At 67.8% G+C, this 24,844-nt stretch carries 17 protein-coding genes and 1 pseudogene; 8 read left to right on the plus strand and 10 right to left on the minus strand.

Going from position 1 to position 24,844, the window contains the following annotated elements; genetic code table 11:
• Positions 1-297: 297 nt before the first annotated feature.
• The 5 genes from Cba03nite_RS39725 to Cba03nite_RS14895 all read right to left on the minus strand — a co-directional run bounded on the left by Cba03nite_RS39725 (position 298) and on the right by Cba03nite_RS14895 (position 8,340).
• Positions 298-1,584: a ricin-type beta-trefoil lectin domain protein gene (locus Cba03nite_RS39725; RefSeq protein WP_239125741.1), complete on the minus strand. Its 1,287-nt coding sequence runs from the start codon at positions 1,582-1,584 to the stop codon at positions 298-300.
• A gap of 391 nt (positions 1,585-1,975) precedes the next feature.
• On the minus strand, positions 1,976-3,658 hold the full coding sequence (locus Cba03nite_RS14880) for a GH39 family glycosyl hydrolase (protein ID WP_203746176.1): 1,683 nt from the start codon (positions 3,656-3,658) through the stop codon (positions 1,976-1,978).
• Positions 3,651-5,339 (minus strand): glycoside hydrolase family 43 protein, encoded by a 1,689-nt coding sequence (locus Cba03nite_RS14885; RefSeq protein ID WP_203746178.1) that lies wholly within the window; start codon positions 5,337-5,339, stop codon positions 3,651-3,653. Before Cba03nite_RS14885 ends, Cba03nite_RS14880 begins: the two co-directional genes overlap by 8 nt.
• Complete coding sequence (locus Cba03nite_RS40310; RefSeq protein ID WP_203746180.1) at positions 5,339-6,865, minus strand: alpha-N-arabinofuranosidase; 1,527 nt, start codon at positions 6,863-6,865, stop codon at positions 5,339-5,341. The genes Cba03nite_RS14885 and Cba03nite_RS40310 overlap by 1 nt, the downstream gene beginning before the upstream one ends.
• 425 nt (positions 6,866-7,290) lie before the next feature.
• Entirely contained in the window at positions 7,291-8,340 is a 1,050-nt protein-coding gene (locus Cba03nite_RS14895) for a LacI family DNA-binding transcriptional regulator (RefSeq protein WP_239125742.1), read from the minus strand.
• A 116-nt stretch (positions 8,341-8,456) separates the two neighbouring features.
• On the opposite strand from Cba03nite_RS14895, the gene Cba03nite_RS14900 reads away from it, so the two are divergent.
• The 8 genes and pseudogenes from Cba03nite_RS14900 to Cba03nite_RS40500 form a co-directional block, all read left to right on the plus strand.
• The gene (locus Cba03nite_RS14900; RefSeq protein ID WP_203746182.1) at positions 8,457-8,639 is read left to right on the plus strand and encodes a hypothetical protein; all 183 of its coding nucleotides are present in this window, start codon (positions 8,457-8,459) and stop codon (positions 8,637-8,639) included.
• A gap of 543 nt (positions 8,640-9,182) precedes the next feature.
• Positions 9,183-10,874, plus strand: coding sequence for a type 2 periplasmic-binding domain-containing protein (locus Cba03nite_RS14905; protein ID WP_239125743.1), 1,692 nt, complete (start codon positions 9,183-9,185; stop codon positions 10,872-10,874).
• 88 nt (positions 10,875-10,962) lie between these two features.
• The gene (locus tag Cba03nite_RS14910) at positions 10,963-12,015 is read left to right on the plus strand and encodes an ABC transporter permease (RefSeq protein WP_203746185.1); all 1,053 of its coding nucleotides are present in this window, start codon (positions 10,963-10,965) and stop codon (positions 12,013-12,015) included.
• A 9-nt stretch (positions 12,016-12,024) separates the two neighbouring features.
• Entirely contained in the window at positions 12,025-12,978 is a 954-nt protein-coding gene (locus Cba03nite_RS14915; RefSeq protein ID WP_203746187.1) for a carbohydrate ABC transporter permease, read from the plus strand.
• A 143-nt stretch (positions 12,979-13,121) separates the two neighbouring features.
• Positions 13,122-13,667 carry a YesL family protein gene (locus Cba03nite_RS14920; RefSeq protein WP_203746189.1) on the plus strand — a complete coding sequence of 182 codons (546 nt, stop codon included), beginning with the start codon at positions 13,122-13,124 and terminating at the stop codon, positions 13,665-13,667.
• 60 nt (positions 13,668-13,727) lie between these two features.
• Positions 13,728-14,147 (plus strand): hypothetical protein, encoded by a 420-nt coding sequence (locus Cba03nite_RS14925; RefSeq protein ID WP_203746191.1) that lies wholly within the window; start codon positions 13,728-13,730, stop codon positions 14,145-14,147.
• Between the two features lie 66 nt (positions 14,148-14,213).
• A complete protein-coding gene (locus Cba03nite_RS14930) occupies positions 14,214-16,250 on the plus strand; it encodes a right-handed parallel beta-helix repeat-containing protein (protein WP_203746193.1) in 2,037 nt (678 codons plus the stop codon).
• 37 nt (positions 16,251-16,287) lie between these two features.
• Positions 16,288-16,506, plus strand: a pseudogene (locus Cba03nite_RS40500) (hypothetical protein); the annotation flags it as partial.
• Between the two features lie 675 nt (positions 16,507-17,181).
• Here the strand turns inward: Cba03nite_RS40500 and Cba03nite_RS14935 are convergent.
• The 5 genes from Cba03nite_RS14935 to Cba03nite_RS14955 form a co-directional block, all read right to left on the minus strand.
• Complete coding sequence (locus tag Cba03nite_RS14935) at positions 17,182-17,958, minus strand: DUF3825 domain-containing protein (RefSeq protein ID WP_203746194.1); 777 nt, start codon at positions 17,956-17,958, stop codon at positions 17,182-17,184.
• Positions 17,945-18,730 carry a tetratricopeptide repeat protein gene (locus Cba03nite_RS14940; RefSeq protein ID WP_203746195.1) on the minus strand — a complete coding sequence of 262 codons (786 nt, stop codon included), beginning with the start codon at positions 18,728-18,730 and terminating at the stop codon, positions 17,945-17,947. The genes Cba03nite_RS14935 and Cba03nite_RS14940 overlap by 14 nt, the downstream gene beginning before the upstream one ends.
• Positions 18,727-21,978: a tetratricopeptide repeat protein gene (locus Cba03nite_RS14945; RefSeq protein ID WP_203746196.1), complete on the minus strand. Its 3,252-nt coding sequence runs from the start codon at positions 21,976-21,978 to the stop codon at positions 18,727-18,729. Before Cba03nite_RS14945 ends, Cba03nite_RS14940 begins: the two co-directional genes overlap by 4 nt.
• Before the next feature lie 19 nt (positions 21,979-21,997).
• Positions 21,998-23,215 (minus strand): hypothetical protein, encoded by a 1,218-nt coding sequence (locus Cba03nite_RS14950; protein ID WP_203746197.1) that lies wholly within the window; start codon positions 23,213-23,215, stop codon positions 21,998-22,000.
• 230 nt (positions 23,216-23,445) lie between these two features.
• On the minus strand, positions 23,446-24,744 hold the full coding sequence (locus Cba03nite_RS14955; RefSeq protein WP_203746198.1) for a hypothetical protein: 1,299 nt from the start codon (positions 24,742-24,744) through the stop codon (positions 23,446-23,448).
• Between the last annotated feature and the right edge of the window lie 100 nt (positions 24,745-24,844).

The following is a 24,844-nucleotide window of genomic DNA, read 5'->3' on the forward strand; positions in this document are numbered from 1 at the left end:
GCTCACCGTAGCCGGGTGGGGTGGGCATCGCCCGGCCCCACCCGGCGATGCCCGCCGGGCCGAGGCGGCAGGGATTTCACATCAGTCGCTCCGTGCCGGTGTCGAAGAAGCGCGACAGATAGTCGTCGGGGCCGAGTTCGCTATCCCTGAGCAGGGAGTACACCTCGTCGCCGTGCCGAAATCTCCGCCCGCGCTGGACAAACCCCGGCGCGAGTCGTATCCCGGAACGCGCCGAAAGGGCGCGGGAGCCTGTTCGCTCCCGCGCCCTTACGCGTCAGCGTGCCCCTCGGCCGGCCGTCACGCGGCCTTCACGAAGTACTGCGCGGCCGATCCGTTGCAATCCCAGATCTGCAGTCGCGCGCCGTCCGCTGTCGAGCCTCCCGGGGAGTCCAGGCACTTGTTGGAGTTCGGGTTGCGCAACCGGTTACCTTCCTGGACCCAGTTCTGTGCGCCGCTGCCGTTGCAGTCCCAGAGCTGCACCACCGTGCCGTTGGCCGTACCCGCGCCGTTGACGTCGAGGCACCGGCCCAGCGTCCGCAGGGTCTGGCCGTCCCGGCTCCACTGCTGGTCCCGCGAAACAGCAGACCCTTGGCACGTCCACAGCTGCACGGCCGCGCCATTGCCGCCCGTGTCGTTTCCGGCCACGTCCACGCACTTGCCGCCCGGCCCGTTGATCTGCGTCGCGGATCCGCCCGTGCCCCCGCCGTCCTGGTAGTAGCGGACGTAGTCGATCAACGCGGTGAGCGGGAACTGGCTCTGCACGGGGTTCTGTCCGGGGTACGTGCCGCCCAGCGCCAGGTTGAAGATGAGGTGGAACGGCTTGCGGAACTCCTCCAACGTCGCCGGTGTCGTGTCGATCACGTGCGTCTGCGTACCGTCGACATACCAGCGGATTTGCCCGGCCGTCCATTCGATCGCATAGACGTGGAAGGCCGCGACGTTGTTGACGGCGGGGTTCGCGACGTAGTTGGCGTTCTGACCCGCTGTCCACGGGAACACGCCGGTCCGCACATCCCAGAAGATGTTGTTCGTGACGGTCGCGTTCGCGTTCGCGTGTTCCATGATGTCGACCTCGCCGCAACTGGCCCAGTTGGTGGGCAGGCGGTCGTAGTAGGTCTGCGCCGGGTTGTAGGCGCTCGTCGACGACTCGTCGCACGCGTCACCGAGCATCCAGAAAGCCGGCCACGAACCGGTAGCGGTCGGGAGCGCCATGCGCGCCTCGATACGACCGTACTGGAAGGACCTCTTCGTGTCCGTCGTCATGCGGCACGACGTCTGGTAGAAGTTGCGGCCGTTGACCGTGATGGGCGTCGTGAGCCAGTTGGCGCGCATCACGAGGTTGCCGCCGGACTGCGTGCAGTTCTCGGGGCGGTACCACTCCCACTCGCCGTTGCCCCAGCCGTCGAAGGTATTGAGGCCGGGGTTGAGGCCGTTGCCGACGTTGTAGTTCCAGTTGGCGCTGCTGGGCGCGCCGGACCCGTTGAACTCGTCGGCCCACACGAGGGTCCACGCGGCGTGTGCGGGCTGCTGCTGGACGACCACGCTGCCGACGAGTGCAGTGACGACCGCGGTGAGGAGGATCATGAGGCGCCGGACGCGTGACAGCGCTCGGTTCACGGCGCGGCCACGGGGCATGCGGGGTGCGCGTTCCTGTTGAATCTCCACAGCGAATGTGCCCTTCTCGAGCAGGAGCGGAGGTGGTGCGAGGGCTGGAAATGCCTGTTCGAGTCCCTCACGGGGCAGACGTGAGAGCGCTCTCACATGGTGATTGACTGCAAACCTTGTTGTCAATAAACCTGGCATGCCATAGCAACGAACTCGCGCAAGAGGCGACAAACCCGAACGATGCGAGGCGGCCGCACTGCGCGATCCTCATCGCGGGTTCGAGGGTGTCGTGACGTGATCGGCGAACCACAGCGCGCGTTCTACCGCAAGCAGTTCGGCTTGACGTTCCCGCTCTCGAGCACTACGACGTTCAACCCTCCTCGTGTCGAAGAGCTCCGGGAGTGCGGCAAGCAGCGGCGCGGGCAAGCGTCGGCGCGACCGAGGCGACCGCCCAGGCGGGCAGCGTGAGGTCGATGTCGAGAACGCCGTCGTCGCCGACGGTCAGCGTGCTGCGGTGGAGGCCGTCGGCGACGTGGCGCAGCTCGGCGGTCTGTTCCCGCGTGATGTTGAGCGGGGCGCCCATCTGGTACCAGGCCTCGGCGACGTTCCCGTGCTCCCAGTCGAGGATCTCCACGGTGAGCTCGGTGCCCGGGCGCAGTCCCTCGACCCGGTGCCGGACGCGGCGCTCGGGGCCCATCTCGGCGAGGGCTCGCGTCTCGGCGTAGCCGTTGCGGGACGCGAGCCCCGTCGTGCCCATATCGGCGGGGTAGTTGTAGAAGATGGCCGACACGTCACCCGTCGCGGACGAGCGGGTGATGGCGCCGTCGGGCAGCTCGGCCAGGAGGCGGTCACCGAGGCGGTGGAGCATGGCCATCGCGTGGAACGTCGGCTTGTGCAGGCCGTTCTCGTTGACGAACCCGAAGCCTCCGTGGAAGGGGCCGATGCCGCCGCCGCCCTCCTCGAACACGTCGGTGAAGGTCCAGTAGGAGATCGAGTCGGCCAGCGGCGCGCCTTTGAGGAACGCCCGGACGATGTACGCGGCGGCGAAGAGCGTGTCGTGGATCGCGTCGCGGCTCGACGGCGAGGTCGACCACTCGGTGATGTGCAGCTCGGCATCCGGGTACGGGCTGTTCTCGATGATCGTGCGCAGGACCTGCAGGTCGACGTACGTGGCGTCCTTCTGGCGCGTGATCGCTTTGAGGTTGCCCAGGGAGTCCGCCGCGTAGTCGGTCGGATACAGGTGGGTGGAGAGGAAGTCGATCGGCAGCCCGCGCTGCGCGCAGTACTCGATCAGCTCGTGGATCCACACCGGCTGCCAGTCGAGCTCGTCGGGGTCGGTGGCCACCGCGGTCTCGACCTCGAGCGACGGGTCGTGGGTCTCTCCGGAGTAACGGGCGTCGGGGACGAACACGCTCGTCGACGGGCCGCCGACCCGCAGCCGGGGGTCGATGGCTTTGATCGCGCGCGCCGTGGCCTCGTACAGCTCGAAGTACTCGGTGCGCGTCCCGGTCCAGAAGTTGGGCACGAGGTTCGGCTCGTTCCACACCTCGAACGGCCACTGCCGCACCTCGTCGATGCCGTACCGCTCGATCCAGTGCCGCACGGTGGCGTCGACCAGCGCGACCCATCGGCCCATCTCCTTGGGCGGGCTGCAGTGCGCCTTCCACCAGAACAGCGTCTCGGTCTGAGTGGCGAGCTCGCGTGGCATGAACCCGAGCTCCACGAACGGGCGGGCGCCCGCGTCGAGGATCGCGTCGAACACCTTGTCGACATATGCGAACGTGTAGACCGGCTCGGGCAGCGGCTGGTTCGGGCCGAAGCCGCCGCCGTCGTCCGTCCGGTAGACGAACATGTCGTCGTGGAACAGGCCGTGGAAGCGCACGTGCCGGGCGCCCAGCACCTGGACGGCCTCGCGGAAGTGCGCCTGCCAGTCCGCCCGCAACGCCTCATTCGCGCGGCCGGCACCGACGCACTCGTTCCACACATGATGCAGCCGCACCTCGGCGGGTTCCTGTCCGTCGATCAGCAGGGCTGACGTCGCCTGCTCAGTCAAGAACAGCTCCTTCGCTCCGTCGGTGAGTAGGGCTTGCGAGCCCGGTGGGCTCGCTGACACGGAACCAGTCCACGTCGACGTAGCCTCCGGGCTCGGCAGTGGCGTAGTTGAAGAGGGCGAACCGGTACCCGGTGAAGTGCGCGAGGTCGTATTGCATCCGCAGGGTGTCGCCCAGCCACGTCCAGTTGCCGCCGTCGTACGAGTACGCGAACGACGCCGTATCGACGGCATCCCGGAAGTCGACGTCAGCGCGCAGGTAGACGACGTCCGCCCGCAGCGGCACCGGTGCGCTGGTGAAGGCGATGACGCCGTCGCCGCCCGCCCGGCGCATCACCAGGCTCTTGGTCCCGCCCTCCATCGTCACGGCGATGTATCCGTACTTTCGCTGGTAGGCGGAGATGCCTGCGACGTCCCCGTCCTTCATGTGCGAGACGTCCAGCGAGATGGCGCCGGAGCTCGCGGGTCCGAGCGTGCGTTGGGTGAGCGTGTTGCGGGCATCGAGGATGCTCGACGCGACGCGGCCCGTGGTCAGCCGCAGGTGTCCGGGCCGCTCGGTGAGCGACCAGAACCGGTTGTCCGGGTTGTGGTTCCACTGCCACTGGAGCCGCAGGTTGGACCCGTTCCATGCGTTCTCGGCGGACTCTGCCAGGAGGTCGGCGTTGGCCGTGTTCCAGTGGCCCGCGCGCTGCAGGAGGTTGTCGAAGTCGTCCGAGGCGACGACGGCGGCCCCGTCACCGGCCGTCCGGGCGGCCGCCGCGGGCGCTTGCGGATGGAGAGCGAACACCGGCCACCCGTCGTCGTCCCAGGTCACGCCAATGAGCTGAGGCGCACGACCCAGCGGGCCCTCGTCCTGGAACAGCATGGCGTACCACTGTCCGTCGGATGTCCGGACGACTCCTCCCTGGGCGACGCCGGTTCCGGGTCGGCCCCCGACCGTCACGCCCTGGCTGAGCACGACCCGGCCCTCCCACACGCCGCCGGCCGACTGCGGCGTCAGCGACGTCGACCGCCACAGCACCTCCTGGCGGATGCCACCCGACGGCCACTCGATCATGAAGACGTAGTAGTAGTCCCCGATCTTGTACGCGTGCGCGCCCTCGGCGTTCAGTCCGCTGGTCTGGTCGACGTCGGCGTCCTCGACGAGCCGGGTCGCCGGGCCGTCCCAGGCAAGGGTCCCGTCGCCGTGCCGCCGCAGCCTGCGCAGGTCGATCGACCCGCCACCGTAGACAAGCCAGACGTCGTCGCCGTCGAAGAGCAGCGACTGATCGTGGGCGTACCCGTCGAGCACCGACCTGGTCCACGGCCCGTGCTCGATGTCGGGAGTCGAGTAGACGTACGTCTGCTGCGTGGTGAGGCTGCCGACCGACACGTAGTAGGTCCCCTCATGGAACCTGATGCTCGCTGCCCAGCTGCCCCGGCCGTACGCGTCCTGGCCGTTGCGCAGCGCCAGCGCGTCCGTGTCGTCGAGGATCGCCGCGGTGTACCCGGCGATGGACCAGTGCACCAGGTCGCCCGAGCGCATGATCGGGACGCTCGGCGCGAAGTACATGGTCGTGCTGACCATGTAGTAGTACCGGCCGTCGAAGATGACGTCCGGGTCGGGCACGTCCGCGAAGATGACGGGGTTGGTGACGTCTGCCCGCACCCCGCCGTCGCGGATGTTCACCTCCGGCCGGTCCATCAGCGCAGCTCGAGCGCCACGGTGACGTAGGAGTGGGCAGGCAGCTCGACCTCGAGCCCCCGGGGGTGGGGGTGCACGCCGGCATGGTCGGCAGGGGCGACGGCGTCGAGCTGTTCGGGAGTGTTGTGCGCGTCGAGCGCCGTGGCGGTCAGCACCCGCGCGGTGTGCCCGACGACATCGCGGCCGCGCAGGTCCAGGACGAGGGTGCGGTCCGTCTCGGCGTCGAGGTTGGACAGCGAGACCAGGGCGGTGTCGCCCTTGACCGACGCGGACGCCGAGACGAGCGGCAGCTCGGTCGCGCCGACGGCGCGAGTCTCGACGCCGCGCAGGTGCACCGCGAGCGCGGCGGCGTCGTGGTGGCCGGTGTTCATGGCGAAGACGTGGTACGTCGGGGTGAGCACGAGCGCCCCGCTGTCGGGGTCGGTGAGGATCATGGCCTGCAGCACGTTGACGGTCTGGGCGATGTTCGCCATGACCACGCGCTCGGCGTGACGGTGGAACGCGTCGAAGTGCACGGCGGCGACCAGGGCGTCGCGCAGCGTGTTCTGCTGGTACAGGAACCCGGGGTTGGTGCCCTTCTCCACGTTCCACCACGTGCCCCACTCGTCCACGACCAGGCCGACCTTGCGGTGCGGGTCGTAGCGGTCCATGACCGTGGAGTGCCGGGTGAGCAGCTCTTCCATGCGCCGGGCGCGTGCCATGGTCACGTACCACTGGTCCGTGCTGAACCCGGTGGCGTCGCCCTTGTCCGACCACGACCCGGCCATCGTGTAGTAGTGCAGCGACACGGCCTGGAACGGGCCCGCCGAACCGGCTCGGTCCGCTGCCAGGTCGTCGAACGAGCGCATGAGCGTCTCGGTCCAGTGCAGGTCGGCCTCGTTCGCGCCCGCCGCGATCCGGTACAGCAGGTTGCCGCCGTGGTTGCGGCAGTAGGTGGCGTACTGCCGGGCCAGCGACGCGAACTGTTCGGCGCGCATGTTGCCGCCGCAGCCCCACGCCTCGTTGCCCAGTCCCCAGAACGGCACCCGCCACGGCTGCTCGCGCCCGTTCGCCCGCCGCAGCGCCGCCATCGGTGAGTCGTCCGCCCGGGTCAGGTACTCCACCCACGCCGACATCTCCGCCACCGACCCGGACCCCAAGTTCCCCGACACGTACGGGTCCGCACCGAGCAGCTCGCACAGGTCCATGAACTCGTGCGTGCCGAACGCGTTGTCCTCCACCACGTCGCCCCAGTGCGAGTTGACCATCCGCGGGCGGCTCTCGCGCGGGCCGACGCCGTCACGCCAGTGGTAGTCGTCGGCGAAGCAGCCGCCCGGCCAGCGCAGGTTCGGGATCGAGATTGCCCGCAACGCCTCGACCACGTCCGAGCGGATGCCCCGCACGTTCGCGACCGGCGAGTCCTCGCCCACCCAGAACCCGCCGTAGATGCACCGCCCTAGGTGCTCGGCGAAGTGCCCGTACACGTGCCGGCTGATCGTGGCGCCGGGCAGGTCGAGGTCGATCACTGCGATCGTGCTCGTCGTCATCGTCTTCCTATCAGCTGTGTGGTCCGTCATTGCAGGCCCAGCGAGGAGCTCGCGGAAGCCAGACCCGCATCAGGCCGGGAGCACGGTTGCCCCGGGTCGAGAGCGGGATCGCTGTTACCGTTCGCTCGTCGCCGAGCTCGGTGGCGGTGTCGGGGCCTACCGCGGTGGAGCGCGGCGACCATCCGGGGATGCGCACGGACAGCTCGGTGCCGGGGACGACGTCGCCCTCGGCGCGGATCTCGACCCGCCCGTCGCCGCCCAAAGGCGTACGGACGGGATCGGCAGCGGCCGGTGTCGCGTCCCGGCGAGCGGGGATGCGGGGACGGCGCGTAAGGCGGACGTGCGCGCAGACGTGCTCACAGCTTGGTTCCCTTCGACCGAACCGGGCTAGAGGGGCGCGCGGCGTTCCGCGCGAGTGCACGGCCCTACGCGCCACCGCGGGTGGAGCCACGCACCACGAGACTGACGGGCGCGACGACGTGCTCGGCCGGGCCGGTCCAGCCCGCCATCTGCCGGCGCAGCAGACCCACCGCGGTCTCGGCGACACCTTCATGGTTCGCGTCGACGGAGGTGAGGCCGGGCGGGACGAACCTCGCCATGTCGAGGTTGTCGAACCCGGCGAGCTGGACGTCGACGGGCACACGAAGCCCGCTCTCGGCCAGGGCCGCGATCGCGCCGAGCGCGATGACGTCGGTGACGGCGAAGACGCCGTCGAAGGGCAGACCGGACGCGATGACGTCGAGCAGGGCATCGCGTCCGGCCGCCGACGTGTAGGTGGAGACGGGCACCACATGGCGTGCGTCGACATCGAGGCCGGCATCGCGAAGTGCGCGCTCCCAGCCAGCGCGGCGGTCCGACGACATCATGTGCGCGGTGTCGAACGTGCAGCCCAGTGCAAGGATGCGTCGCGAGCCGTGCTCGATCATGTGCGCCGTCGCGAGGCGGGCGCCCTCTTCGTTCGCCAGCCGCACGTGGTTGAAGCGGTCGGGCACGTCACGCTCGCCGAGCAGCACGATCGGCTTGGGCGTGCGCATGCGGTCCAGCTGGTCGCGGTCGAGGCCGGCGACGGACAGCAGGACGCCGTCGTAGTACTGGAGTCGCGCGACGCTCACCGCCGCCATCTCGTACTCCGGGCTGGCGCTCGTCCGCTCAAGGACGAGGTGTCGCCCGTCGGCTTCGATCAGCGGCGCGATCTTGTCGGCGATCTCACCGAAGTAGTCGTGGAAGCTGGGCACGATGAAGGCGACGGTGTCGGTCCGTCCCGCGCGCAGGTGTCGCGCGGTCAGGTTGACCTCGTACCCAAGAGCCGCGACGGCGGCCATGACGCGGGCACGTGTCGGCTCGTTGACCGGGAGGCGCTCGTTGAGGACGTTCGACACGGTCATGGCCGACACGCCCGCCTCACGGGCGACGTCCGCCATCGTCACCCTCGCCATGTGTATCCTCCTGTGCGCGACGTGCTGCCAGCCCAGCAACCTCTGACGAGAGGCTCGCGGCTCGGCCATACCGCGGGGTGCCGTCATATTATCGATAAAATACGGCTTGGCAAGTGAGTCCACCGAGCCAGACGGGGCGAGCTGCTGCTGACCCTGTGGGGGCCCCGGCACCATCCCACGCCTGCGGCGCCACCACGGTCACCGTCGCGCCGGCCTGCCGCGACACCCTGCGCCTGATGCGCACCTGCCCGTCTCCGGGCACGTCGACGGTCACCTCACGCGTCGCCAAGGCGTGGGGCACCACGCTCGACGGCACCCTGTCCCGCCACTCGAATTAGCGCGGCTGGCCGGCCGCTTCGCGCATGCCGCGCCGGGCAGCTGTCAGGTCCCAGGACCTGGCCGCCATCAGGGGTACGGGTCCGGGGCCTACCGTCACCGGCTGGATATGCCCGCCCCGGAAGGCCGACGACGGTGTATCCCTCGATCGAGCCCATCCCTTTCGCCGTGACCTCGGCCTACCACCGCCACCGCCGAAGTGGCCAAAGTGAACGGGCAGTCACGCTGCGGGATCGATCGCGTGCGGCGAGCTGGGTACGTTCAGCCGCACCCACCTGTCCACGCCAACCCGTACGCCGACAGGGCGCCGTTCTGGAGGGCGTGACGCATGCGGCTCCTTGCATGTGGACCGGGACGTCACGGCGGAGTCTCGGTTCGTGCGCGGGGCTTGACGGAATTCGATCGCCTCTCTACTTTATCGCTAAAATCACGCCGGGATTAAGACGCGAGGCCGAATTCGCGTCCGCAGCGCACAGCTCCGGTCGACATCGCCCGGACAGTTTTCTCACAGCGGAGACATCAGGACAGTTCTCGTAAGGAGAGACATGAAGCGCAACCTCAGACTCGGCGGCCTGCGCCGGGCCGGGCGGCAGCTCACCGTGGCCGCCACGGCCATGGCACTGATCGCCCTGGCTGCCTGCACGGAGGACGAGAGCACGGACGATTCGGACGTGCTGAGCCCCAGCAACCCGACGACGCTCTCGGTCTGGATCACGTCGGCCCAGCAGGCCCCGGCACCCGACAACAAGATCTCCAAGCTGCTCAAGGACAAGCTTGGTGTCACCCTCACCTACGAGATCGTCACGCCGGACAACGAGGACCAGAAGATCGGTGTCATGCTCGCGGGCGGTCAGTACCCCGACCTCATCGGCACCGGCGACCTGAAGCAGCGTTTCCTGGAGGGCGGCGCTCTCCGGCGCCTGGACGACATGCTGGAGACTGGTGCCTACCCCAACCTCGCCGCGCACGTCAAGGACGACATCAAGAAGATGAGTTACTCGGGCGATGAGGTAGACAAGGGCCTGTACATCTTCCCGAACTACAACCGCTTCTACGGCGACATCACCGGCGGCACCTACTACGGTCCCGCGTTCTGGATCCAGAAGCGTGTGCTCGCGGACGCCGGCTACCCGGACCTCAGCAACATGACGCTCGACCGATACTTCCAGCTCATCTCGGACTACAAGGCGAAGCACCCCCAGACCAACGGTGCCCCGACCGTCGGCTTCGAGATTCTGGCGTCCAAGGGCCGTGAGTGGGGCATGACCAACCCGCCGGCGCTGCTGGCAGGCTCCCCGAACAACGGTGGCGTCATCGTCGACAGCAACAACAACGCGTCGATCTACGCTGACAAGGACGTCGCGAAGAACTTCTACAAGGTCCTCAACCAGCAGTACAGCGCGGGTCTCGTCGACCGCGAGTCCTTCACGCTGACGTTCGACCAGTACACCGCGAAGCTGGCCACCGGCGCCGTCCTCGGCATGCACGACCAGGGCTGGAACTTCGGGACCGCCACCCAGTCGCTGCAGAGCGCCGGCAAGGACGAGAACACCTACGTGCCCCTCATGCCCGTCTACGACGGGGTGACGCCCTGGTACGCCGACCGCCCCGTCATGAACATCAACCAGGGGTTCGGCGTCTCGGTCTCCAGCAAGCAGCCGAAGAAGGCACTGAAGTTCCTCGACACCATGCTCAGCGAGGAGTGGCAGAAGACGCTCTCCTGGGGCATCGCCGGCGAGGACTACCAGGTCGGCGCCGACGGCGTCTTCTCCCGCACGGACGAGCAGCGCAAGAACTACAAGGACATCACCTGGCGTTCCCACAACCGTCTCGACGCGCTGCTCGACATGCTGCCCAAGCACCAGGGCAAGTTCTCCGACGGCAACGCCTACAGCCCCGACGACCAGCCCGCCGAGTTCTACGCGACGCTGAGCGACTACGACAAGAACTTCATGGAGAAGTACGGCAAGAAGACCTGGCTTGACTTCATGAACAAGATCGCGGAGAACCCCAAGTACTACCCGGCGTGGAACATCAAGCTCTCCGACGCCGCCAACCAGGTCAACCAGCAGGTGACCGACACCAGCGTGCAGAACCTGCCGAAGATCATCGCCGGCAAGCCCGCCGACTTCGACAAGAACTGGCAGGCCTACGTCGACTCCCTCCACAAGATCGACGTCAAGGTGTACGAGGACGCGGTCAACGCCGGCATCAAGAACCGTCTGGCCAACTGGTAACAGTCTGCGAGCAGTCGTGGTGGGCGGCGTGCGCCCCCACCACGACGCGTTCTCGATTACCGCCCACTGCTCCGGACGAGGTTGACAGATGACGGACGCCACGGTCAGCACCCCTGTGCCCACCACCGGGCTCGAACCGGCCCCGGAGCCGGCGAGCAGCTCGCGTGCCCAGCAGCGCAAGGCCCGAAAGAACGCGGCGAAGGATCCCAAGCGCAAGATCACCTGGGACAGGGTCTGGGCGCAGCGGGCCCTGCTCGCGATGGCCGTCCCGCTGCTGCTGTACCAGATCCTGTTCAAGTACGTCCCGGTCTACGGCTGGGCGATCGCCTTCCAGCACTACAAGCCGGGTCGCGGCAGCATCTGGAACCAGCAGTGGGTGGGCCTGGAGAACTTTTACAACCTGTTCACCGGTGTCAACGGTGAGCGGTTCCGCCAGGTCGTGGTCAACACGATGGGACAGTCGGTCCTGACCCTGATCGTCGGGACCTTCGGGGCCATCGTCCTGGCGCTGCTGCTGAACGAGGTCAAGAACCTGCCGTTCAAGCGGATCCTGCAGAACATCACGTACATGCCCCACTTCCTCAGCTGGGTGATCGTGGCGAGCCTGGCATCGGTGGCGCTCTCGCTGCCCTCCTCCGGCGGGTTCATCAACCAGGGCCTCATGAGCCTGCACCTGGTCGACGAGCCGGTCCTGTTCCTGACCGAGCCGAACTACTTCTGGGAGATCGTCGCCGGGACGAGCCTGTGGAAGGAGCTGGGCTGGAACACGATCCTCTACCTGGCCGCGATCACTGCGATCGACCCGGGCCTGTACGAGGCCGCCGAGGTCGACGGAGCGGGCCGCTATCGCAAGATGTTCAGCATCACGCTCCCGAGCATCAGGCCCACGATCGTCGTGCTGCTCATCATCAACAGCGGCTGGATCCTGTCCACGAACTTCGAGCTGCCGTACTTCCTCGGCAACGGCCTGGTGTCCGAAAAGTCCGAGACCATCGACGTCTTCGTGCTGCGCTATGGCTACCAGCTGGGCAACTACAGCCTCGCCGTCGTCGCGGGCATCTTCAAGACCATCGTCGCCGTCATCCTGGTGGGCTCGGCGAACCTAGCGGCCAAGCGCCTCAACCAAGAGACGCTGGTCTAGGAGGACTTCATGTCACTCACCACTGTCGCGAAGCCGCTGGCGCGGCGCGCCTCACGAGGCGGGTCGCGGCGTCGCAAGCGGACGGTCGAGCAGATCATCTTCACGACGCTCAACACGACCTTCCTGCTGGTCCTCGCGGCGCTCATGATCTACCCGCTGCTGAACACGCTCGCCATCTCCCTGAACGACGGCAACGACGCCGTCCGTGGCGGGATCGGCATCTGGCCTCGGGTCTTCTCGCTGCAGAACTACAACGTGGTGTTCAACATGACCACGATCTACCAGGCGTTCTTCATGAGCGTCCTGAAGACGGTGGTGGTGGTGGCGACAAACCTGGTCTTCACCTCGATGCTCGCCTACGCGCTCAGCCGCAGAGAGTTCATCTTCCGCCGCTCGATCACCCTGATCTTCGTGCTGACGATGTACTTCGACGCCGGGCTGATCCCCAACTACCTGCTCATCAGGGACCTGGGCATGCTGAACAGCTTCCAGGCCTACTGGGTGCCGACGATCATCAGCGCGTTCAACCTGATCGTCCTGCGCACGTACATGAAGTCGATCCCCGACGAGATCATCGAGTCGGCACGGATCGACGGCGCGGGCGAGTTCCGCATGTGGTGGCAGGTCGTGATGCCGCTGTGCAAGCCCGCGCTGGCCGTGGTGGGTCTGTTCGTGGCCGTGGGCAGCTGGAACTCCTGGCTGGACACCCTGCTCTACAACTCGGGCGATCAGGCGTTGTCCACCCTGCAGTACGAGTTGCAGAAGCTACTGGCGAGCTCGATGAACGCCGGCATGAACTCCGTGGCCGGCACGGGCAGCGCGCAGTCTGGCGGGCAGGTCACCACACCGATCGCGCTGCGGTCGGCGATCACCATGGTGGCGGCCGTCCCCATCCTGTTCGTCTACCCGTTCCTGCAAAGGCACTTCGTGTCCGGTCTCGTGATCGGCTCCGTGAAGGGCTGATGGCGCCGGGCTCCCGCCCGCCGCGGCAGGCCGACCCCGTCCTCAGGACCCGCAACTCCGCACACTGAAAGGCGCCGACCATCTTCCGTTACCACCCCGCGTCGCGACTGTGGCGCATCCTGGACTCGCTCGGCTCCGTCATCGTGATCAGCCTGTTCTGGCTCGTGAGCCTCGGCCTAGTCGTGACGGCGGGAGCGGGAACTGTAGTCGCCTACGAGGTGTGCCGCCGGTACGTCCTGGGCAAGGACGCAGGCCTCTGGGCCATCACCACGAAGGCCTTGCGGCAGAGCTGGAGGCAGGCGACCGTCATCGGCCTGCTGGCCGTCCCGGTCGCGGCCGTGGGCATCCTGACGCTCTCCTACCTGCCCACTCTCGGGCTGGCGGAGGTCTGGGTGCCGCTCATTGTCGTCGGGCTTTTCCTCCTGCTCCTGGTCTTCTGGTGCCTGCCCCTCGCAGCCCGCTTCACCAACCCCACCTGGCGCCAGATGCTCAACGGGCTCACGTTGGGGCTGACGACGCCCAGCCTGACGTTCCTGCTCGGGATCGCCGTGGTCCTCGGGGGCGTCGCCATCTGGAACTTCATGCCCGCGGTGTTCGTGGCGCCCGGCCTGATCCTCCTGTGGTGGTGCTACCTGCTCGAGCGGTTCTTCGTCGCCCGGGGGTACGTGCAACCGGAGGCGGAGGTCTGACGCTCTCCAGCCGTGGACCTGAGTTGTCTCGGGGTGAGGCTCCGTCAAGAAGGAGTAGTTGTGGAGGTCCTGAAGGACTACGTCCTCGGGGACACGATCGCCCGCTACATGCGGCCTGGTCCGGGCGGGCCGGTGGGAATGATGCTCTTCCCGGCGGCAATGGCAGGTCAGGTCGCCGAGAAGTCGTCTGCCATCGACTCGCTCGTCCAGATCAAGACCGTCGGTGACACATACCCAGGCGGTTCGGCCGGTCGTACGTTGCAGAACGGAGGCACTGTCGCCACGCTCACCGTCGAGTCGCAGCTCGAGGTCACGACCGACGCCGGTGTCACGGTCGTGACCCTCCTGCGCACGCACCAAGGGTGCCTCGTCGAACGCCGGCAATCCCGATTCGCGCCGGCTGCCGTAATCGGACTCGCCACCGTCTCGCAAGGTAATCGCACTCAGACGCAGACCTCCAGGTACCGATGGAAACTCTAGAAACCGAGATCATCAATGACCAGCAGCGCTCTTGCTTTCCCCGTCCCCGAGGCTGAGGTTACCGGCGTGGAGCTGCACGTCGCGAAGTCTGGTTCCGACACCGCCGCCGGAACCGCGCAGGCCCCCCTGCTCACGATCGGCGCTGCCGCGGCGCTGGCTCAGCCGGGGGACACCGTCGTCGTGCACGAAGGCGTGTACCGCGAGTGGGTCAACCCGCCGCGCGGCGGTACGGCTGCTGCGCCGATCACCTACCAGGCTGCGCTGGGCGCGGATGGCCTGTTCGAGAAGGTGACGATCTCGGGTGCTGAGGTGATCGGCGACTGGCATCCGCACGCCGGCTCGGCGGGCCGGGTCTGGGTGGCGACCGTGCCGAACTCCCTGTTCGGGTCGCGCAACCCCTACCTCGAGCGCATCGGTGGGGACTGGTTCTTCGACCAGGTCAACACCTGGCACACAGGCGAGGTGTATCTCGACGGCAAGTCGTTGTACGAGTCGCTGACCATGGCCGGCGTCGAGCACCCCGAGGTCACCGTGGACTCGTCCGACCAGGCGGGCTCGCTGCTGACCTGGTACTGCGAGGTGGGCGACGACGTCACCACGATCTGGGCGAACTTCGGGGGCGCCGACCCGGCGGAGCACCAGATCGAGATCAACGCGCGCAAGTTCGTCTTCTGGCCCGCCGCCACCGGCATTGACTACATCACGGTGCGCGGCTTCATCCTGACGAAGGCCGCCACGCAGTGGGCCCCGCCCACGGCGCTGCAAGAGGGCCTGATCGGCCCGCACTGGTCGAAGGGCTGGGTGATCGAGGACAACACGATCACCGACTCGAAGAACGTCGGCGTCTCGCTGGGCAAAGAGGCCAGCACCGGGCAGAACGAGGCCGCCGCAGGGCCGAAGGGCGCCAAGGGCGGCACACAGCGCGAGCGCGAGGTGATCCAGCGGGCGCTCGCCCTGCGCGGGCCCGCCGCGGGCGAGCCGCACCCGTGGGACCGGGATCACGTCGGCTCCCACACGGTGCGCCGCAACACGATCCGGGACTGCGAGCAGGCCGGCATCGTCGGGCACCTGGGGGCGGCGTTCTCGACCATCAGCGACAACCACATCTCCCGCATCCACGTGAAGCGTCAGTGGCACGGCGCCGAGGTGGCCGGCATCAAGCTGCATGCCGCGATCGACACCGTGATCAGCGGGAACACCATCCATCACACGCACCGTGCCCTGTGGCTCGACTGGCAGGCCCAGGGCACACTGGTGCGGCGCAACGTCTTCTACGCCTCCACCGCCGAAGACTTCATGGTCGAGGTCTGCCACGGCCCGTACCTCGTGGACTCGAACCTGTTCCTGTCACCGTGGGCGGTCAAGGACATGTCCAGCGGCGGCGCGTACGTGCACAACTACATCGCCGGTCGCATCGCGAACTGCACCGAGCACCAGCGGTACACCCCGTACCACCTCCCGCACTCCACGGCCGTCTACGGAGTCTCGAACATCCTCGGTGGAGACAACCGGTTCTACAACAACGTCTTCGTCGGCGACGGAGCGCGCGCCGAGCACACCGAACCGCAGTCGGATTCGACGCTCGCGAGCTTCTGGTCCGGCGCGATCGACGTGGACGGCGTGCCCGGGCAGGCCACCTTCATGCCCACCCCGGTGGGCACCTCGCAGTACGACGCCTACCCGACGGCGCAGGAGTACCCGAACGAGCACGGCAACGCGATGGCCGGGCCACGCCTCCCGGTCTGGATCGAGGGCAACCTCTACGCGGAGGGCGCCGAGCCGTTCCGCGCGGAACCCACGGCCATCATCACAGGCGCGTCACCCGTGCGAGTCGAGGTGCTCGACACCGCAGCCGGCACCCTTCGCGTCGAGGTGACCCACCTGGGCACCCACGTGGTCGCCCCGGTGACCACCGACCGCCTCGGGACCAGCTACCAAGCCGAGATGGGCTACACCAACCCCGACGGGTCTGACCTGGACCTGAGCGCCGACCTCTGTGGGATCCTCCGAGGTGAGGTCGTGCCCGGGCCTTTCGCCACATCGGCGCCCGTCACCCGGATACTCGCCGCGCCAGAACCGGCGGGCCGGCAGCCCATTGCCTGATCATCCTGCGCAGGCTGTGGTCCTCGGGCAGCCACACGGGCTGACGTGGATGGCCGACGCGGGGGTGCCCGTGCACGTCCTGCGCAAGATCGCCGAGCACGGTTCCCTGACCACGACACAGCGCTACCTGCATCCCGACCGACGCGCGATCGAGGCCGCCGGGGAATCACTCAGCACACATCTAGCAGTTACTCAACGCGACGTGAGAGGTGTCGCGATGGTGTCCTGTTCCCCAACTGGTTCCCAGCGATCATGACCGACAACCGATGAGTCCGACTGTCGCGACATAGAGCAAGGGCCTTGACCAGCAGAAACGCCAGCCAAGGCCCTTGTACTCGCACTGTCGGGCTGGCCGGATTCGAACCGACGACCCCTTGACCCCCAGTCATAAAAGGGGTCAGCGGTGTACTAGGCAACGTTTGCCGAGGTCGCCAGAAGTATAAAGTGCCCGAGTCAAGGGGTCTGTGATCGCACCAACTCTGCGTCGTGTTTGCCCAGCTCAAGTGACTGCCGAGCTAGAACTCAATTCGGGAAACATCCCAAGATGGACATACGTCCAGGCTACTGTCGCGGCCCGCCGACCCGCTGCTGCTTTCGCCGGGTAATCAGTGCCGACGGGCCGATCACTCTAGTGATCGGCAGCCGGCCGCTCAGCAGCGCAACCGAGGCCGGTCGGCAACCGCCCGAGGCGACGGTCATGTAGCGCTGATACCCAGCGGGCAAGCGCCGGACATCAGCGATCGAACGAATTGGACAATTGGGGCCTCATCTGGCCCAGGACGAACCGCCGTCCGAGAGCCCGGCACCACGACCGGCCACGACCTGGCCTTGGTCACCACCAACCTGTGCACCCCACCCCTTCCGGCATGGGCCGGGATCATAGCGACCGGATCCGGTACGGCGATGACGCCAAGGTCGCGACAGCTGGACCTTACGCCCACGTTCTGAACTGCGGGTCTCGGCCGGATACTGCCCGAGCATGGCTGTAGGCGTACTCGGGCGGGATGAGCGTGCGGACGTTGTACTCCGCGTACTCGGGTTGCGGGCTCAACGTAGCGACCAGGTCCGGTTTGATCGACAGATCCTCGGTGGTGACGTAGAGCGGAAGAAGCCACTGGTAGCTTCCCTCATCGGCGTTGCGGTCACAGTACCACTGGGGAACAGCCGCCTGGTTGCCCCGCTTGTGCGCCAGCTCCAACGCCGCGTAGATGCACAGAAAGCGTTGGTGCGTGGTCAAGGCGGGGAAGCGTTCCTCCATCCGCGGTTCATGATCGTCTAGATAGTGTTCGAAGTTGTAGGCGAGTTTGTATTCCGGGTGGTACGGCGGTATCTCGTAATCCGGAGCCGGCGGTGCCTCCTCGTCGTGCTCCACATTGTCGTCGTCGCGCACTACGAATCTTTCCCGGGCGAACAGTCGCTTATAGAAGTACGGCTGCTTGCCGGACAGCCTGTTCTTCACGCCGAGGATCGTCAACGGCTCCCCCTCGCGGGTGACCAGCGAACCGGCGCGGAACAGGCAGTACGCCCCCTCCGGACTTGTCCGGACCTTTCCCTGCTTGTGCGAGATCTCAAAGTTGTCGCGCACGTAGTCGTAGAGGTAACGAAGGTCGTGGCCCCAGTCCTCGTTGATCGCCGCCTTCGCGATGTCGTTGCGATAGTCGTCCCGGCTGTCACTGAACGGCATCCAGATGAAGTCATTGAGTTTCATCGCGAGCCTCCGATATTCCCGATGGCCCGACGTGCGAGGCAGCGTCCTCCGTCTGCTCGGCCTGGCCGTCGTTGCGAACCATCTGGCGAGCCGATCCGAGGTGCCGTCGGATGCGGCCGAGGTTGAGCAGCAGGGCAGCGAGGTTCCGTTCAGCTCCGCGCTGGTTGCGCATGCACTCCACAGCCGTCTCGTACGCGACCGCGGCCTCGGACAACCTGCCCTGCGCTTGGTAAACATCGCCGATGTCGCGCAACACTGTGGCGTACGAGACGGGATCGGTCGGCCGTTCGACCAGATCGAGGGCGATCCGGTACGCGCTGAGGGCCTCGTCGTACGCGCCTTGCTCGCCTGCGTCGCCGAGGCGTTCATAGGTTTGGCCGAGACGATGCACTCGCACGGCCCGGCGGTCCTGTTCCATCTCGGGCGCATGGGTGGCGAGCAGATCTCTGGCGTCGTCCAGCGCCGAGCGTGCCTGCGGCAGTTTCATGCCGTCGATGAGGCTGTCGGCCAGCGACAGCATCGTTGTCACCAGGTCACCCGGGTCGCGTGCGCCGTCGAGTTGCTTGTACTGGACGGCCTGCCGGTAGTTCACCACCGCCTGGTCGGCGTCGCCCCTTGCCTTGTGGACGTCACCGATGTCATGAAGGATCACGCCGTAGAAGCCGGGTTCCTGCTGGCCGTTGATCAGCGCCAGTGCCTCTTCGAACGCGGAGAGGGCCTCGTCGAGCGCCACCGCGCGCTCTTGGTCCTGAGATGAGTGCTGAGTCGTCACTGTGGTGTCTCCTCTGCGTTCAGCAGATCCGCGGGCGCATGTACCGCCTGCAGATAGTCGTCTGCGGCGACGTCACGGCCGGGGATCGCCAAGGGGTCGCGCTCAAGATCGAGCAGGTTCCGCCACTCGTTCTGCATGGCATCGGCGAATTGGCCAAGGTCGTAGAGGGCGTCGGCGGACGAGTCCTGGCTGCGCAGTGCCAGCGGCACGGCGCGTCCTACCCTGCGGCCGATCGTCGGAGGCGCGGCGGGCACGACGACGGACGGCGGCGGTGCCGTCGCCGGTGCGGTCGGCGCAGCCTGTGCCGGTGGTGTGAGCAGCCTGCGTCCGCGCGTGACCAGGTGATCTGCGAGGTCGAGTCGGCTGCGGGTGGTGTCGGGGTGCTCGTCACCCAGTGTGTGACTGCGAGCGTGGTAGACGGCGCGGAACAGGATCTCGGCCTCTGCCGACGCAGGGTCGTCTGCGGGGCCGACGGCGCGCGCGGTGGCCTCCGAGTACTGCTCCGTGCGGGTGGATTGCGCCCGCTCGCTCCGGGCCGCCAGCACCGTGGCGAGCCAGCTGCAGGTCACCAGGGTGTCGGGATGATCAGCTTGGTGGTCGGGCAGGCGCTGCTCGGCTTCCCAGATGTCGCGGAGCTCCCTTTCGGCTTCGTCGAGCTGCCCGCGTCGGTACATCCTGATCGCCAGGCCACGTCGGCTGTCGAGGGTGTGCGGGTGGCCGGGTCCGAGTATCCGCATGCGGGCCTCGTAGACGTCCCGGTAGATCTGTTGCGCCTCGCCCTCGCACTCGTCACCGTTGACCGCAGCGCGATATGCCTGAGTGATGGCGAGCTGTTGGTAGGTCTCGAGCATATCGAGCAGTGGCGTGAGCAGCTGCGGGTGCCACTGTCGCGGTAGCAGAGCGAGGCCTTGCGGGGTGTCCCAACCGGCCTGTACCAGGTCGTGGAGCACGCCTTCGGTGTCTTCTGGGACATCGCGCAGCAGGTCGTGGCGCTGTCGGTAGATGGCGCGGAATTCGCGTTCGGCCTCGTCGAGCCGTCCGCGCTCGCGCAGTGTCTCAGCGATGAGGTGGCGGGTGCGGAGCGTGGACGCCGGGCTGCCGGAGCACCGTGCGCGCAGCCTGAGAATCGCATCGAACTCGGTCGCCGCCTCCTCATAGCGACCGGTGGCACTCAGGTACCGTGCCGCCTGCTCTGCGATGTCGGCACAGGCATGCATGGTCGCCAGGTCGGCCGGCGGAGCCGAGGAGACGAGCCGGCGAAGGTGTAGGCAATGTGGTGTCAGCAGCCGCCACAGTGGCCAGTGGACCGGGCGTTCGGGGTCGGCGTCCTCCACCGCCCGACGGACCAGGGTGGTCGCCAGGTCCACGTATGCGGGCTGCGATGGTTGCACTTGCGGCCACGCGTGTCCGCGGACCTGCGATACGAGTCGAAGAAGGCGCGGCGGACCGTCTCCGGCGTGGTCGTCAGAGCCGCCCCGCACGACGTCGGCCAGGCCCACGTCGCAAAGGGCCTGTTGCGCTCGGCCTATCGACGCCCGATCACAGCCAGCGAAGAGGCTGTGGGACGCGAATGTCGTGACGTCGAGCAACTGCTGGGGAATGGGCTCGTCGGCGAGCGTGGCGAGGAGCCCCAGCAATGTGTGCGCGGTGGCCTGCTCCTGGTCGGGGATCAGCTCCAGCGACGGCTTCCAGACGTCGTCGACGGAGGTGATGTCGGTGAGCGGCCTGGCGCCGCCGGCGACCTCGCCGACGAACTGGATCTCGGCGAGCAGCGCCGGGCATGCGGGATCTGCCGGCCCCGGGTCCAGCTGTGTGGCGCGGATCACGGCGCAATAGGCGAGGGCTGCCGCCTGGTAGGCGCGCAGGTCGCTCGTCGTGGGGCGTCCGGCGGCCAGCCGCAGCCCGGCGAGCAGCGGGGTGTCGGGTCCGATGATCCCCGTGGGCGACTGCGGCTCGGCGGCCAACGCGCCGAGCTGTGCGGCGGCGCGTAGGCCGCAGGTGAGTGCGCGCTGCAGGACGTCACGGATCCATGGCCGCCCGCGCGCGGCGGGGTCCACGGCCTGCGCGGCGACGGCCAGCCGCTGCAGTGCCCAGGCCTCCAGCATGAGCCGGTCGGCGTGGACCAGCTCTGGCCGGCGTACACCGTGATGAAGCCGCTCGCGACCGACCTGGTAGATCTGTAGCTGCAGCGTGTGCGGGTCGCGGCCGTTCAGCCGCAGTTCGGCCGTGACGCGCGTGCCGTCGGCGGTGGCGCGCAATCTCACGCCGGTGTGTTTTTCGTCGATGTGGGACGGCAGCGTCCGCAGACGCAGCTCGGACACTTCCCGGTCGGCGCTGTCGGTGTCCTCGCCCAGGGCCGCACTGATGCTGATCAGATCACTACCGGCAGAGGTGGCGACGATGACCTCGGGCACGTCGGCGCCAGACCATTTCAGAATCCGTGCCTGGACCAGCGCCGGGTCGATCATCATCGTCGCGACGAGCTGGGATGTGCCGGCGGTGTCGGCACTCCGCACGCCGAGGGCCGCTGAGCACGCCGCGGGCGCGCCTTGTGCTCCTGCAGGAGCGCCGGACACGGCATCGATGGCCACGCTCCAGTCCGTCGCCCCGACGGCAGTCGGGGGGCCGGCGGCATCGAGTTGATGTGCGCTGGCGGCGAGGTCTGCCGCATCGGGGTGCCCGCTGCCGAGCAGCTCAGCTGCGGCACGGGTCGCCGCGCGGAGGTCGGGGAACATGCCGGGCGGCAGTTCACGGCGGAGGTAGCCGTCCACGCGATCCAGCAGGCTCGCGGATACCGTCGCGAACTCGGTTCGGGCCTGCTCCCGCCACCCGAGCAGGTGGATCGCCAGGGCGTCGTCGATCGCCAGGGTGGCCTCGTCGACCGGGACAGGAAGCCAACGGCGTACACCCTGGGCGAGTGCGAAGCGCGCCCAGGCGTCCGGCAGTCGCGGGGGCGCGGCCAGCATCGTGACTGGTGGTTTCGGCTGACGCAACGCTGCGCAGGCGTCGGCGTGCCATCGATTCCCGAACAACGTTCGCAGCAGCGCCAGCGCGTCGGCGTGCGGTGCGGTCCAGGACACCACGCGGCGGGGATCGGTCATGTCGACCCCGACCAACACGTCCGGTGCCAGCTGGATCAGCGCCGGTCGGATGGGACTCAACCGGCTGCTCCACCAGGTCAGGCTGCCGTGCGGCGTGACGATGAGTCCACCACCGGCTGTGTCCGCTATGTGCTCGATCCGTGTCACGTTTCGTCCCTCCACCAGTTCACGCGGATCCCCCACTACCGGATCTGAGCGCGGCACGGATCAGTTCGATGATGTGTTCTATCGCCTCCTCGCAGGACGTATGTCTGGCCAGTGGCGGCCAGCCGGCAGCAGCCTGGCGGGCATCCTCGTCCCACTTCTTCGCCAGCGCGCTACGCCAGCGCGATTGGGTTCTGCTGTCTCCACCCACCTCCCGAAGGTCTCTGAGCAGCTGCGCAGCCGCCTGTGCCTCCCAGTACCCGGCCGTGGCGAGGCTCGCCGACGCCGCTGCGATCGCGTCCTGGGTGTCTCGTGCCTCGATCAGCGCGGCGGCTGCCGTGTCGTCGGATGAGGGGTGTTCAGCGCCGGATGAGTGCCGGGGCGTTCGGCGCTGGTAGCGGGCGGCCGCCCGCGCATCGAGAACCCGGTACCAGACCAGCTTCCGCACCCGGTTGGTGACCTTCTTGGGATCCAGCTCGGCGTGAGGGTCGGGCAGGCCGAGCAGGTAGACCGTATGTTCGTCAACCGCCCGCCCCAACACCTGATCGACTTCGTCCGCGGTCGCCCCCGAGACCTTGAGCGGGCGTGCAACCGACCTGAAGACCTTGTCGAGCAGCGCGCGGCCCTCAGGCGTGGCGAGGACGGCGAACCGGTCGGGGTCGCGCCGTTTGACGACGTACGCGATCGGCAGCGTCGTTTCTTTCCTGCCGCGACCGGCTCGCGCGGGCGGAATCGGCGCCGTGAGGACGATCTCCTTTTCGACGAGGATCGCAAGGACCGTGTCGACCCACTGCGCCCGCTGCGGTGAACCGGGCTCGAGCAGCTGCGCTATCCAGCCTGGCGCAGCCAGCTCCCGGCCGTTCACGGTCACGTGGTCGCGCGCCCGACGCCTGGCCCGATCCTTGAGCTTGTCCCTCTCCTCCTTACGCAGCACGCATCGCGCCTTCACAAGTTCGATGGCCTCCTGGCCGACGTTGCAGATCGAGTGCGTCACCGGCCATGCAAAGCAGGCGATCACCGTCGCCACCGTCGCGCAGATACCCGGTTGATCGAGTTGGTCCCATTGGCCTGCGACCTTGGCTGCGTCCAGATCACCGATGGTGAGCCCGGCCAGGGTGGTGCCTGCTGCAACGGCGTACGGCTCGTACTGGCGGAACTGGCGTTCCCGGCGCGCATGGCCGACCCAGGTCGTACGCTCGAGCACACTGCCGACGCAGGTTACCAACTCCTTGGTGACCACGCCACGATTCAGCCCATCTTTCGGCCGACCCACCGGGAGCGCCCTGTCCAGCCACTGGCTGCAGAGCTGCTCCTTAGTGGGACTTCGATCTCGATCAGTGCGCCACCAGACCACCGTGGCCTCCCACCAGCGACGGCAGGCGTCCTACTTGCCCTTCCACTGTAACTTGGCCATGGGTTGGGAGCTGGCGTGCCGGTCAGGTCGGGATGCGTAGGCCGTCACGGCGGCCCCTACAGTCCCGCCCGACGCGGTGACCACGGGTGCACTGCAACCGGCACGCTCGCGCCAGCACCGACCATCGGTGCAGCGGCGGTGTGCCCACCGCGGGCGTACAGCCGCGTCAGGTGGGTGACCTGAGCCTGCGGAAGAAGGCTGGGCGGCGCGTATACGTTCAGCAGGTTCACGGCCGACGCCACGTGCCGCAGCACGGTAGACCCGGCGGGCAGCTGCAGCAGCTGCGGCATCGACGCATCCGCCACCGTGAGGCCCGAGGACCCGACCGGACGCGCCGTCACGGCGGCGGCCATCACCGACTGCGGACCCTGCGGGTCGATCGCCCGGTGGCTCGTGATCAGCACCGCGCCCGCGTTGGCCATCAGGTTAGCCTCGTTGAGGACCGCGTCGACCTGGCCGCGCAGATCGAGCCACGCCTGCACCCACGCCGCGTCGGCGCTCGTGCGGCGCGCCGCGGCGGTGCGCTCGCGGTCACGGTCGGCGTGCCACGCCTGGTCGCGGTCGGCGCTCTGCCGCTGCTTCTCACTGACGAGGAATGCCCGGGCGAGCGCATCGGCGATGATGAAACCCGCGAACATCAAGGCCATGGGAGTCGCGGGGATCTCGATCCCGCCCAGGCTGACGCCGGCGGTAAACCGCCATCGGACCAGCACGAAGACCGCAGTGCAGACGCCGAGGAGCAGCGAGAGCGCAAGCGACGCACCGATCCGCTGGTGGCGTCGCTGGTTTTCATCCGGCGCGGGGTGTAGCAGCGCGCGCTGCGCGGTCGCACCGGCCCAGCGCGCGGCCATGACGCCCAGCAGCGGCAGCGCCAGCGCTAGCAGGAAGGCGCTGATGCGCTGCTGGCCCAGCGCCGGAACGGAGCGGTCGATGTCGGTGCTGAACGTCTCGAACCAGAAGTTCAACTCCGCCAGGCACAGTACGATCTCGCACACCATCAGAAATCCCAGCGGCACCGTCGGCCGGTCGAGGTCGATGGGACGGTTCAGGCTCTCGCCGCCACGCTTGGCGTGCTCGGCGTCGCGCGCCTGCCGCCCGGGGTCGGTTTGAACCGCCGCCACTTCCTGCTCGACGGCCGCGGCTTCTTGGACGGCCGTGACGAGCCGTCGGCCACCTGCCTCGAGCGGCCCTCTGCCTCCCGAGTCAGCCGCCGTGGCGTTTGCGTCGACCGTCTCGATGACCGTGCTCTCGGCGTTGGACGGCTGCGTTGCCTCCCGCGGCTGGGAGTGGACTTCGTCCTGCATCAGCTTCCTCAGCCACGCTTCCACCATGCCCGGTTTGTCTGTTCTGCTCATCTGCTGCCTCCTCGCTGCCGCTCGGCCACCCCAAGCCTTCGCAGCTCATGCTTTTCCCCCAATCAGGCACCGTTGAGCCGCCGACCGGCGATGCCAGTCG

Origin of the sequence: Catellatospora bangladeshensis, assembly GCF_016862575.1 — a bacterium.
Lineage (GTDB): Bacteria > Actinomycetota > Actinomycetes > Mycobacteriales > Micromonosporaceae > Catellatospora > Catellatospora bangladeshensis.